General features: G+C 60.8%; 9 protein-coding genes. 1 reads left to right on the forward strand and 8 read right to left on the reverse strand.

All coding sequences use genetic code 11. The features are described from left to right. Window positions 1–7 precede the first annotated feature (7 nt). The 5 genes from ACTJKS_RS15690 to emhA all read right to left on the reverse strand — a co-directional run bounded on the left by ACTJKS_RS15690 (window position 8) and on the right by emhA (window position 8,849). Window positions 8–1,198: an NAD(P)/FAD-dependent oxidoreductase gene (locus ACTJKS_RS15690; protein WP_262948948.1), complete on the reverse strand. Its 1,191-nt coding sequence runs from the start codon at window positions 1,196–1,198 to the stop codon at window positions 8–10. Between the two features lie 188 nt (window positions 1,199–1,386). Then, the gene (locus ACTJKS_RS15695; RefSeq protein WP_262948946.1) at window positions 1,387–2,646 is read right to left on the reverse strand and encodes an OprD family porin; all 1,260 of its coding nucleotides are present in this window, start codon (window positions 2,644–2,646) and stop codon (window positions 1,387–1,389) included. 438 nt (window positions 2,647–3,084) lie between these two features. Then, on the reverse strand, window positions 3,085–4,545 hold the full coding sequence (emhC, locus tag ACTJKS_RS15700; RefSeq protein ID WP_108181911.1) for an efflux RND transporter outer membrane subunit EmhC: 1,461 nt from the start codon (window positions 4,543–4,545) through the stop codon (window positions 3,085–3,087). Continuing rightward, a complete protein-coding gene (gene emhB / locus ACTJKS_RS15705) occupies window positions 4,542–7,691 on the reverse strand; it encodes an efflux RND transporter permease subunit EmhB (protein WP_108181912.1) in 3,150 nt (1,049 codons plus the stop codon). Before emhB ends, emhC begins: the two co-directional genes overlap by 4 nt. A gap of 3 nt (window positions 7,692–7,694) precedes the next feature. Continuing rightward, a complete protein-coding gene (gene emhA, locus ACTJKS_RS15710) occupies window positions 7,695–8,849 on the reverse strand; it encodes an efflux RND transporter periplasmic adaptor subunit EmhA (RefSeq protein WP_041070493.1) in 1,155 nt (384 codons plus the stop codon). A gap of 267 nt (window positions 8,850–9,116) precedes the next feature. On the opposite strand from emhA, the gene emhR reads away from it, so the two are divergent. Then, window positions 9,117–9,749: an efflux system transcriptional repressor EmhR gene (gene emhR, locus ACTJKS_RS15715; RefSeq protein WP_008080104.1), complete on the forward strand. Its 633-nt coding sequence runs from the start codon at window positions 9,117–9,119 to the stop codon at window positions 9,747–9,749. A 217-nt stretch (window positions 9,750–9,966) separates the two neighbouring features. Here emhR and ACTJKS_RS15720 read toward each other — a convergent pair whose 3' ends face one another. From ACTJKS_RS15720 to ACTJKS_RS15730, 3 genes are read right to left on the reverse strand one after another with little or no spacing between them, the layout of a single operon-like run. After that, the gene (locus tag ACTJKS_RS15720) at window positions 9,967–11,016 is read right to left on the reverse strand and encodes an alkene reductase (RefSeq protein ID WP_047292174.1); all 1,050 of its coding nucleotides are present in this window, start codon (window positions 11,014–11,016) and stop codon (window positions 9,967–9,969) included. Between the two features lie 30 nt (window positions 11,017–11,046). Next, window positions 11,047–12,213: an MFS transporter gene (locus ACTJKS_RS15725; RefSeq protein ID WP_003222434.1), complete on the reverse strand. Its 1,167-nt coding sequence runs from the start codon at window positions 12,211–12,213 to the stop codon at window positions 11,047–11,049. Between the two features lie 5 nt (window positions 12,214–12,218). After that, the gene (locus ACTJKS_RS15730; RefSeq protein ID WP_003222436.1) at window positions 12,219–12,539 is read right to left on the reverse strand and encodes an ArsR/SmtB family transcription factor; all 321 of its coding nucleotides are present in this window, start codon (window positions 12,537–12,539) and stop codon (window positions 12,219–12,221) included. Window positions 12,540–12,660 lie beyond the last annotated feature (121 nt).

Consider the following 12,660-nt stretch of genomic DNA (forward strand, 5'->3'; position numbering starts at 1 on the left):
TGCAGGGTCAAAGCATTCCCCGGGCCACCGCCCAGTAAAGACCGCGATTGAAGCCGTTTCTGAGCAGACCGCCCAATTTGGTCGGGGGTGTCGGCAATACATCGTGGGCGTAGTCGTACCAGAGTGGCATCCCGGCATTCAGGCCCATTTGGGCTACCGCCTGTACCCGACCGTCATATACCGAGTTGGGTGCGCCAAGACGGATCTGGGCCGTGATGTTGTTGGCGATCACCGGCGCCTGGTTATGACAGGCGCCGCCGGCCTTGCTGACCGGCAGGTCGACGGTGTCGCCGATCACGTAGACATTCTCCAGACCGTAGACCTGCAGCGTTTCGTGATTGGTCGGCAGCCATCCTTCATCATTGGCGGCTTGTGAGATGCCGCACTCGCGCACGACCTCGACGGCCTGGATTGGCGGAGTAGCCATCAGGATGTCGAAGGGGTGCGCGTCGCCCTCGGCTGAGTGGGCGATTTTTGCATCAGGATCCACATGGCTCAGGGTGAAGCCGCGCTGAAATTGAATGTTTTTCTGGGCAAAAATGCTCGGCAGGATTTCACCGGTGGGACGCTGCAAGAACAGACAATTGCGCAATAGCTGGGCAACTGTCGGGTAGGTGTAGATGATTTCCACTTGCTCGCGAACGCCCCGGCGACGCAACAAATCATCCAGCATCAATGTCGTTTCCACGGGCGCGATTCCGCATTGGTGCGGGACGTTCGGTGTCTGCGGGAAGGACACGGTAATGAAAATCCGGCCTTTTTCGATGGTGTTCAGGCGTTGCGCCAGTTGCCGGGCAGGAAGGTATTGATAGAAGTGGTCGCCGGCTTCTTGCAGACCCTCGATACGTTCCGGCGCCGGCACGCAGCCGGTGGCGATCACCAGAAAATCATAGGCGAAGCGTTTGCCGGTTCGGGTGTGCAATTGCTGCCCGGAAAAGTCGAAACGGGTGACTTCTTCAACGTGGAAACTGATTTCCGGGCGCAACAGTGAGCGTTCCGGACGTTTGAGTTCCTCTTCGAAGAACTGGCTGAACGCCACATACATGAACGCAGGTTTGTAGTAATGATCGGGGGAACTGGACAGTAATGTGATCGAGACGTCGCCGCGTAGAACTTCCGGATACAGCTTGCCGACCAGTTGATTGGCCAGCATGGTTCCACCTACACCGCCACCGACGATAACTATTCGCTTGCTCATACCTGACCTCCGTGGCCAAGGCAGCTTCGCGTACAGCATCCGGAGATAACGGAAGAAAACTAAGGGCTCCTACAACTGGCTGGAGAATTTACACACCCTTTTGACTGTATCTGCGCCTCGACAAATCGCCAGTCCGGGCTGACCAGTGGTTGATGCCGGCGCCACTCATGCAGCGCCGGCGTGCGGGTTCAGAGCAGGCTGATCGGATAGCTGATGATCAGGCGGTTTTCGTCGAACTCGTTGTTGCTGAAGTCGCGGCGCATGGTCGAGTTGCGCCAGCGCACGTTGAGGTTGCGCAGGGTACCGCTTTGTACGGTGTAGCCCAGTTCCGATTCGCGGCCCCATTCCTTGCCGTCGGTGATGGTGCCGGTGTGTACGTTGTCGCCGCTGATGTAGCGGTTCATCAGGGTCAGGCCGGGGATGCCCAGGGCGGCGAAGTTGTAGTCGTGGCGCACCTGCCAGGAACGTTCCTGGGCATTGTCGTAGCTGGAGTTGTAACTGTCGTTGGCCAGGGTGCCGCCGCTGGTGCCGTTGACGCGCATCCAGGCGCTGCCGCCGGTGAGTTTTTGCAGGCCGACATAGAAGGTGTTGCCGCCGTAGCGGGCCGAGAACATCCCCGACCAGGTCTTGTTGTCGAGTTCGCCGGCGCGGGCGCTGCCGTCGTCCTTGCCGTAGAAGAAGCCCAGGTTGGCGCCCAGCGTCCAGTCGCCGAGTGGCTGGCTGTGAGTCAGGTTGAGGTATTGCTGGCTGTAGATGTCCTTGAGTTCGGCGTTCCACAGGCCGATCTGCGTGCGTTTTTCGTTGAAAACGTACTCGCCGCCCTGAAAGTTGAAGCGATCAGAGGTGAACGCCGCTTTGCCGAACATCGACATGTCGCTCATGCTGCTGTCGTCGCGCGGGCTGTTGGCGCGGAACTGCCCGCCGTAGAGGGTCAGGCCGTTGATCTCCTTCGAGGTGATCTGGCCACCACGGAAGGTTTGCGGCAGCGAACGACCGTCGTCCGAACGCAGGATCGGCAGCACTGGCATCCATTCGCCGACCTTGATTTCGGTCTGCGACAGCTTGGTCTTGAACGCGACGTTAGTGCGGCCGAAGTTGTCCGCCGGACGCCCGTCGTGATCCAGCGGCAGCAGTTGCGTGCCGCCGGTGCCTTTACCGCCATCGAGTTTTACCGAATACAGGCCGAGCACGTCCATGCCGAAACCGACGGTGCCCTGGGTGAAACCGGATTTGGCGTCGAGGATGAAGTTCTGCGTCCATTCTTCAGCCTTGCCCTGCGCCTTGGTCGGGTTGGTGAAGTTACGGTTGATGTAGAAATTGCGCAGATTCAGGTTGGCGCTGGCGCCCTCGATAAAACCGGCTTCTTCGGCTGCGGCGGGCAGGGCGGCGCCGGTCAGGGCCAGGGCGATCAGGCCGGGGAGGGCGTACGGCGCAGTGGGATGAGTCATCGCAGGGTCTCTTGTTATTTTTTTAGGTCGAACGGAGCCGTTGCCGCCATTTTCGGGGCGGGCACGAGCTTGCAGAATCAGGGATGAAGCGGCGGAGATCAGCCGGACGGGACAGGGCGCGGGAGCATGGTGTCGAACCTGTTGTTATTGGTTTTGTGGAGCGAATGGTGCGGGGGGCGGATGTTTTGATTCAATTGGTAAAAGCGGGTTCTGGGCGATTATCGAACGCAAGATTCAGTTGGATTTCAGGGTGCCTGTGAAGGCCTCATCGCTGGCAAGCCAGCTCCCATAAGGATCTTCAGTGAACACATATTTTGCGGACCTCTGAAAACCTGTGGGAGCTGGCTTGCCAGCGATTGGGCCAGTGCAGGCACCTAAACTTTTCCTGAGGCAACAAAAAGCCCACCAATCGGTGGGCTCCTTGTATTCAACCGATGATCAGAACAGCTTCATCTTCGGTGCTTCTTCTTTCAGCGGTTCGTTCTGCGCGGTCTGCGCATTCCAGCCACCCCCAAGGGCCTTGTACAGGTTGACCGCACTGGTCAGCTGCGCGAGGCGGTCGGTGATCAGTGCCTGTTGCGCGCTGAACAACTGACGCTGGGCGTCGAGGAAGGTCAGGTTGCTGTCGACACCGATGCGGTAACGACGCTCGGCCAGGCGGTAGTAATCCTGGTTGGCCGCGACGAAGTCACGCTGCGCTTGCAACTGCTCGGTGTAGGTCTGGCGTGCGGCCAGGCCGTCGGCGACTTCCTGGAAGGCGGTCTGAATCGACTTCTCGTAGTTCGCCACGCCAATGTCCTTCTGGATCTTGGCGTAGTCGAGGCTGGCGCGCAGGCTGCCGGCGTTGAAGATCGGCAGGTTGATCTGCGGCTGGAACAGCCATGTGCCCGAACCACCTTTGAACAGACCGGACAGGTCCGGGCTCAGGCTGCCCGCATTGGCGGTCAGGCTGATGCTCGGGAAGAACGCTGCACGGGCGGCGCCGATGTTGGCGTTGGCCGCTTTCAGGTTGTACTCGGCTTGCAGGATGTCCGGACGACGTTGCAGCAGATCCGAAGGCAGGCCGGCCGGTACGTCACTGAGCAGATCATCCGACAGCGGTTTGGCCGCTTGCAGATTGGCCGGGATGCCGGTGCCGAGCAGCAGGGTCAGGCTGTTCTCGTCCTGAGCCACCTGACGGGTGTACTTGGCCAATTGTGCCCGGGCGTTTTCCACCGAGGTGCGCGACTGCGCCAGGTCCAGCGCCGAGGCCACACCGACTTCGTTGCTGCGGCTGGTCAGCTTGTAGCTTTCTTCGAAGGCACCGAGGGTGTCTTGCGTCAGCTTGAGCAGTTCCTTGTCGGCCTGCCAGGTCATGTAGGCGTTGGCCACACTGGCCACCAGACTGATCTGGGTGCTGCGACGCGCTTCTTCGGTGGCGAAGTATTGTTGCAGCGCTTGTTCGCTCAGGCTGCGCACCCGACCGAACAGGTCGAGTTCGTAGGCGCTGATGCCGACGGTCGCGGTGTAGGAGCTGCTGATGTTCGCTTCACCGGTCTGCGACGCACGGGCCGGAACCCGCTGACGACTGCCGCTGGCATTGGCCGAAACCGCCGGGAACAGATCCGCTCGCTGGATGCGGTATTGAGCCGCATAAGCGTCGATGTTCAGCGCCGCGACACGCAGGTCGCGGTTGTTTTCCAGTGCCACCTGGATCAGCTGCTGCAGGGCCGGATCATGGAAAAACTGCTTCCAGCCCTGCTCGGCAGCGGCTTGCGCCGGCGCCTGGGCCGGCGAATAGGCCGGCCCTTGCGGGTACTGACCTGCGACAGGAGCCTCAGGCTGCTGATAATCGGGGATCAGCGAGCAACCGCTCAGCACGAAGGCGGCGACTGCGATGGAGAGTAGCGACTTGCTCATTGGCCAGCCTCTTTAGGAGTTTCAGTCGTCTCGTCCGGATCGGCGATTTTGCGCTGGCCCATGGACGAAACCGTGACGAAGAACAGTGGGACCCAGAAGATCGCCAGGATCGTGGCCGTGAGCATACCGCCAATCACGCCGGTACCGATCGCATGCTGGCTACCCGAACCTGCACCCGTGGAGATCGCCAACGGTACTACACCGAGAACGAACGCCAGCGAGGTCATGATGATCGGTCGCAGACGCATGCGGCATGCTTCGATCGCCGCCTCGCGCAGACTGCGTCCTTGCTCGTGCAGCTCTTTGGCGAACTCGACGATCAGAATGGCGTTTTTAGCCGCAAGACCGATAGTCGTCAACAGACCCACCTGGAAGTACACGTCGTTGGACAGCCCGCGCAGGCTGGTGGCCATCAGCGCGCCGATGATCCCCAGCGGTACCACGAGCATCACGGCGATCGGAATCGACCAGCTCTCGTACAGCGCCGCCAGACACAGGAACACCATCAGCAGCGACAGGGCATACAGCGCTGGCGCCTGCGAGCCGGACAGCCGTTCCTCATAGGACAGACCGGTCCAGGAGATACCGACACCGGCCGGCAGCTTCTTGGCAATCGCTTCGACTTCGGCCATCGCTTCGCCGGTGGAGTAACCCGGCGCCGGAGAGCCGAGGATCTCCATCGCTTCCACACCGTTGTAGCGCGCCAGTTTCGGCGAACCGTAGATCCACTCGCCCTTGGCGAATGCGGAGAACGGCACCATGGTCCCGGCGCTGTTGCGCACGTACCACTTCTTCAGGTCTTCCGGGCTCATGCGAGCGCCAGCCTGACCTTGCACGTACACCTTTTTCACTCGACCGCGGTCGATGAAGTCGTTGACGTAGCTACTACCGAAGGAGATCGACAGGGTGCTGTTGATGTCGGAAATGCTCACGCCCAGGGCGCGGGCCTTCGCATCGTCGATTTCCAGGTGGTATTGCGGCTCATCGTTCAGACCGTTCGGGCGCACCTGGTAGAGCACCTTGCTCTGTGCAGCCATGCCGAGGAACTGGTTACGCGCTTCCATCAGTTTTTCGTGACCGATACCGGCGCGGTCCTGCAGGAACACGTCGAAACCGGTGGCGTTACCCAGCTCCAGTACCGCTGGCGGGGCGAAGGCAAACACCATCGCGTCGCGGAAGCTGAAGAAGTGCTGCTGGGCGCGCTGGGCCAGGGCAAACACGCTGTTGCTCGAATCACGCTCGTGCCACGGCTTGAGCATGATGAACGCCAGACCCGAGCTCTGCCCACGACCGGCGAAGTTGAAGCCGTTCACGGTGAACACCGAGGACACCGCTCCCGCTTCTTTCTCCAGCAGATACGAACGCATTTCGTCGATCACGACCTGGGTCCGTTCGGCACTGGAACCCGCCGGGGTTTGCACTTGGGCGAACAGTACGCCCTGGTCTTCTTCCGGCAGGAACGCAGTCGGAATGCGGGTGAACAGCCAGATCATGCCGACCACGATCAACAGGTAGGCCAACAGATACGGCGCCTTGCGCTGCAGGATGTTGCCGACGCCGCGCTCGTAGCTGCGCACGCTGCGGTCGAAGTTGCGGTTGAACCAGCCGAAGAAGCCTTTTTTCGGCGTGCCGTGCTCGCCTTTCGGGATGGCCTTGAGCATGGTCGCGCAGAGCGCCGGGGTGAAGATCAGCGCAACCAGCACCGACAGGGCCATGGCCGAGACGATGGTGATCGAGAACTGACGGTAGATCACACCGGTGGAACCGCTGAAGAACGCCATCGGCAGCAATACTGCCGACAGCACCAGGGCGATACCGACCAGAGCGCCCTGGATCTGACCCATGGACTTCTTGGTCGCTTCTTTCGGTGACAGGCCTTCTTCGGCCATCACCCGCTCGACGTTTTCCACCACGACGATGGCGTCGTCCACCAGCAAGCCGATGGCCAATACCATACCGAACATGGTCAGGGTGTTGATGCTGAAACCGGCAGCCGCGAGGATGCCGAAGGTGCCGAGCAATACCACCGGCACGGTCATCGTGGTGATGACGGTGGCGCGGAAGTTCTGCAGGAACAGGAACATCACCAGGAACACCAGCGCGATCGCCTCGACCAGGGTTTCAACCACACCCTTGATCGATTCGGTCACCACTGGCGTGGTGTCGTACGGGAACACCACTTCCATGCCTTGCGGGAAGAACGGCTTGAGTTCGTCAATCGTCTTGCGCAGAGCCTTGGCGGTGTCGAGGGCGTTGGCGCCGTTGGCCAGTTTGACCGCCAGACCGGACGACGGCTTGCCGTTGAACTGCGCCGAGATGGTCGAGTTTTCACCACCCAGGCCGACGTCGGCGACATCGCCAATGTGCACTTGCGAACCGTCCTGGTTGACCTTCAGCAGAATCGCCTTGAACTGCTCGGCAGTCTGCAGACGGGTCTTGCCGATGATCGTGGCGTTCAGTTGCTGGCCAGGCAGCGCCGGCAAGCCGCCGAGCTGACCGGAAGACACCTGAACGTTCTGCGCCGAGATCGCGCTGCTGACATCAGCCGGGGTCAGGTTGTACTTGTTCAACTTGGCCGGATCGAGCCAGATGCGCATCGCGTACTGGGCACCGAAGACCTGGAAGTCACCGACACCGGCAGTCCGCGAGATCGGGTCCTGCATGTTCGACACGATGTAGTTGGACAGGTCGTCCTTGGTCATGCTGCCGTCACGCGATACCACGCCGATCACCAGCAGGAAGTTCTTCACTGCCTTGGTCACGCGGATACCCTGTTGCTGCACTTCCTGCGGCAGCAGCGGGGTCGCCAGGTTCAGCTTGTTCTGAACCTGAACCTGCGCGGTGTCGGAGTTGGTGCCTTGCTCGAAGGTCGCGGTGATGGTCATGCTGCCGTCGGAGTTACTTTCCGAAGACACATAACGCAGGTTGTCGATACCGTTGAGCTGTTGCTCGATCACCTGGACCACGGTGTCCTGAACCGTTTGTGCCGAAGCACCCGGGTAGGTCACGGAGATCGCGATGGCCGGAGGCGCAATGCTCGGGTACTGGTTGATCGGCAATTTGAGGATCGAGAGTGCCCCGACCAACATGATCACCAGGGCAATTACCCAGGCGAAAATCGGACGGTCGATAAAAAATTTCGACATGAGTTACTCCCCTTTGCCGCCAGCGGCTTTGTCAGCTGCTTGAGCGGGGGCCGGGTTCTTGGCTACGTTGGTCGCTTCGGTCGGGTTGACCTGAGCACCTGGGCGAACATATTGCAGGCCTTCGGTGATCAGACGATCGCCGGCTTTCAGGCCATCTTCGATCAGCCACTGGCTGCCGACGGTGCGGCTGGCCTTGAGCTGACGCAGCTCGACCTTGTTGTCCGGGCCGACAACCAGTGCGGTCGGGGTGCCCTTGAGGTCACGGGTCACGCCTTGTTGCGGCGCCAGAATGGCCGCGGCGTTGACGCCGGCCTGCAACTGGGCGCGAACGAACATGCCGGGCAGCAGGGTGTGATCCGGGTTCGGGAACACGGCGCGCAGGGTCACGGAACCGGTCGTCGGATCAACCGACACTTCGGAGAATTCCAGTTTGCCGTCGAGTTTGTACTGGCTGCCGTCCTCAAGGGTCAGCTTGACCGCTGCCGAGTTGTCGCCGGCCTTCTGCAGGCGACCGCTTTCCAGCTCGCGGCGCAGTTCCAGCAGTTCAACCGAGGACTGGGTGACGTCGACATAGATCGGGTCCAGTTGCTGGATCGTCGCCATCGCGTCGGCCTGACCATTGCTGACCAGCGCACCTTCGGTCACCGCAGAACGGCCAATACGACCGGAGATCGGCGCGTAGACCTTGGTGTATTTCACATTGATCTGCGCGCTTTGCAGCGACGCTTCCGATTCCATGCGGTTGGCCACGGCGGTGTCGTATTCCTGACGGCTCACGGCCTGCTCGTCGACCAGTTGCTTGTAGCGGTCGGAGATCGACTTGGTCGAACGCAGATTGGCTTCGGCGCTTTTCAAGGTCGCTTCATAGACTGCCGGATCGATCTGGTACAGCTGCTGACCGGCTTTGACGTCGGCGCCTTCCTTGAACAGGCGCTTGAGAATGATGCCGTTGACCTGTGGCCGGACTTCAGCGATGCGGTACGCACTGGTGCGCCCCGGCAGTTCCGACGTGAGGGTGAACGCTTGTGGTTGCAGGGTGACGACGCCGACCTGAGGAGGCGGAGCGGCCGGGGCCGCTTCTTCCTTTTTACATCCGCTGAGCAGCGATGCCAGGGCGACGGCAGTGACCAGAGCGGTAACAGCTGGCTTGAATTGCATGAAGATCCTCGGGTCAGGCGCGCAAAATGCGCACAAGAAGTGTGGAAGGGTAAAAAAATCGGGTCGAGTGGATAAGTAGCTTGCTAAGGAATATACTTACGTTCATGGTTGTTTGTAAATAGCTTGGCGTCGTACCCACCCTGTTACAAAATGCGTCGCAAGGTTTGAAATTGTAGGCCGGGGAGCCGATTCGTGAGAAATCGGCCCCCTCTTTATTCAGCGGATATTCAGCCATCCCTGAAACATCCTGTTTGAGGTTTTACTGCCATGGTCCGTCGTACCAAAGAGGAAGCTCAGGAAACGCGCAGCCAGATTCTCGAAGCGGCCGAGAAAGCGTTTTATGAAAGGGGCGTGGCCCGCACGACCCTGGCGGATATCGCGACAATGGCCGGCGTTACGCGCGGTGCCATTTACTGGCACTTCAGCAACAAGGCCGATCTGGTGCAGGCGATGCTCGACAGCCTGCACGAACCGCTGGATGAATTGGCCAAGGCCAGCGAGAGCGAGGATGAACTCGATCCGCTGGGGTGCATGCGCAAGCTGTTGATCCATCTGTTCCATCAGGTTGCCCTGGATCCGAAGACCCGTCGCATTAACGAGATTCTGTTTCACAAGTGCGAATTCACCGATGAAATGTGCGATCTGCGCCAGCAGCGCCGCACGGCCAGTCTCGATTGCAATCTGCGCATCGGACTGACCCTGCGTAATGCGGTCAATCGCGGCCAGTTGCCGGAAGATCTCGACACTGCCCGCGCGGCCATCAGCATTCATGCGTATATCGATGGCCTCCTGTATGGATGGCTATTGGCGCCGGACAGCTTTGAGCTGCATGCCGAGGCCGAGCGTTGGGTCGATACAGGGTTGGATATGCTGCGCCTGAGCCCCAGCCTGCGCAAATGAAACAAAATGCGTAATTGACACAGGTTATGTCAATTGGCCTGCTTTTACAGACGCCCGAACCGCGAGTTTAAACGTAGCGAGCTACGGATTTTGTAGGGATTTTGTGTCGTCCCTGTGAACGAATGTTAGCTGCCCCGTACCGGACGCCCAAGAAAAAGCCCCCGGCTCTCACGAGTCGGGGGCTTTTGCGTTTCGGCTGCTTTGTACTGAATAACGTTTACAGCGTCGGGTAGTCGATGTAACCGACCGGGCCCTTGCCGTAGAACAGCTCTGGGCGCGGATCGTTCAGCGGGGCATCGGCCTTCAGGCGCGCCGGCAGGTCCGGGTTGGCAATGAACGGTACGCCGAACGCTACCGCGTCAGCCTTGCCTTCAGCCAGCCACGCATTGGCGCTGTCCTTGGTGAAGCGTTCGTTGGCGATGTACGCGCCGCCGAAAGCTTCTTTCAGCTGTGGGCCGAGGCTGTCGGCGCCTTCTTTCTCGCGGGAGCAGATGAAGGCGATGCCGCGCTTGCCCAGCTCGCGAGCCACATAAGTGAAGGTCTCGGCCAGATTGTCGTCGCCCATGTCATGGGAATCGGCGCGGGGTGCCAAGTGCACGCCGACACGGCCGGCGCCCCAGACGTCGATCGCTGCGTCAGTCACTTCCAGCAGCAGGCGCGCACGGTTCTCCAGAGAGCCGCCGTAGTTGTCGGTACGCTGGTTGGTGCTGCTTTGCAGGAACTGGTCGAGCAGGTAGCCGTTGGCGCCGTGGATTTCCACACCATCGAAACCGGCGGCTTTGGCGTTCTCGGCGCCGGTACGGTAGGCCTCGACAATCTCGGCGATTTCAGCGGTTTCCAGCGCGCGCGGGGTCGGGTAGTCGGCCAGTGGGCGCACCAGACTGACGTGACCTTTGGGCTGGATGGCGCTCGGCGCGACCGGAGCTTCACCGTTGAGGTACGACGGGTGCGAGATGCGGCCGACGTGCCACAGTTGCAGAACGATCTTGCCGCCGGCAGCGTGCACGGCTTTGGTCACGTTGGTCCAGCCGCGTACCTGGTCGTTGGACCAGATGCCCGGGGTGTCCGGGTAGCCAACGCCCATCGGGGTGACCGAGGTGGCTTCGGACAGGATCAGTCCAGCCGACGCGCGCTGTACGTAGTATTCAGCCATCAGCGCGTTCGGCACGCGGCCTTCGTCGGCGCGGCAGCGGGTCAGCGGGGCCATGATGATGCGGTTGGACAGCTCGAGGTCGCCCAGTTTGATCGGATCGAAAATAGTTGCCATGTGTACAACCCTCGTCAGTGAAGTGGTTAATCAGTGGGTAGCAGGGGCCAGGCCGGCATCGCCGTTCTGACGGAAAGTGATCAGGGTCACCAGCAGCGCGAGCACGGCCAGCGCGGCGGCGGCCAGAGGCACGCTGGTCAGGCCGAAACCGTGGGCGATGACGCTGCCGCCGACCCAGGCGCCCAAGGCGTTGCCGATGTTGAAAGCGCCGATGTTCAGAGTCGAGACCAGGTTCGGGGCCGCCTTGCCGAAGGTCACCACGTTGACTTGCAGCGCCGGGACGGCGGCAAACGAAGCGGTGGCCCAGAGGAACAGGGTGATCTCCGTCGGGATCAGCGCGACGCTGGTCCAGCTCAGCACGGTGGAAACCACCGCCATCGCCACGAACACGCCGATCAGGGTGGCGCCGAGACGCTTGTCCGCCAGCTTGCCGCCGATGATGTTGCCCACCGTCAGACCGAGGCCGATCAGCAGCAGGGTCCAGGTCACGCCTTTTGGCGAGACACCGGTGACATCACCGAGCAGCGGCGCGACATAGGTGAAGAGGGTGAACATCGACGCGGCGAACAGCGCGGTCATGCTCAGCGACAGCCAGATGCCGGCGCCTTTGAGGGCGGCGAGTTCGGCGCGCATGTCGAGTTTTTCCTCGTCACGTTTGGCCGGCAGGAAGCGGATCAGACCGATCAGCGCCACGACACCAATCACGGTCACCGCCCAGAAGGTCGAACGCCAGCCGGCTTCCTGACCCAGCGCCGTGCCCAGTGGCACGCCGAGCACGTTGGCCAGGGTCAGGCCGGTGAACATCAGCGCCACCGCGGATGCGCGCTTGTTTGGCGCGACCAGCCCGGCAGCTACCACAGAACCGATACCGAAGAACGCACCGTGGCACAGCGCGGTGACGACACGGGCAAACATCAGCACGTTGTAGTCACTGGCGATGGCACACAGCAGGTTACCGACGATGAAAATCCCCATCAGCGCTACCAGTGCGGCCTTGCGCGGCAGTCTGGCGGTGGCCAGTGCCATGAACGGCGCACCGATGGCCACGCCCAGGGCGTAACCGGTCACCAGCCAGCCGGCGCCGGGAATCGACACACCGAGGTCGGCCGCCACATCGGGCAACAAACCCATGATGACGAACTCGGTGGTGCCGATGGCGAAGGCACTCAAGGCCAGGATGAGTAGCGAGAGGGGCATTTGAATCAATTCCTTGTGGGAGCGCTGAGCTCTTTGACGATGGCGTCGAGGAACGCCTGGATCACGTCCTCGTTGCGTTTGAAGAAGTGCCACTGGCCGGCTTTCTGGCTGCTGATCAGACCTGCGCGTTGCAGGGTCGCCAAGTGGGCGGAGACGGTCGACTGCGACAGGCCGCAGCGTTGATCGATCTGCCCGGCACAGATGCCGTACTCGTGGTTGTGAATCTGCTCAGGAAACTGGGCTTTGGGGTCTTTCAGCCAGATAAGGATGTCTCGCCGTACTGGGTGTGCCAGGGCTTTTATTATTTCGTCGAGGTCGAGGTTCATGGCTTTGTGCTCGTGATGTGTAGCGCTATATCGCGATGAGGCGAACTTTAAATCGGTATTTCGCGATATACCAATATGAATTTGATCTGACGACCGCATAAATCGGTATATCGGGTTATAA

This window comes from Pseudomonas sp. 22189, from assembly GCF_052045635.1.
GTDB classification, from domain to species: Bacteria; Pseudomonadota; Gammaproteobacteria; order Pseudomonadales; family Pseudomonadaceae; genus Aquipseudomonas; species Aquipseudomonas parakoreensis.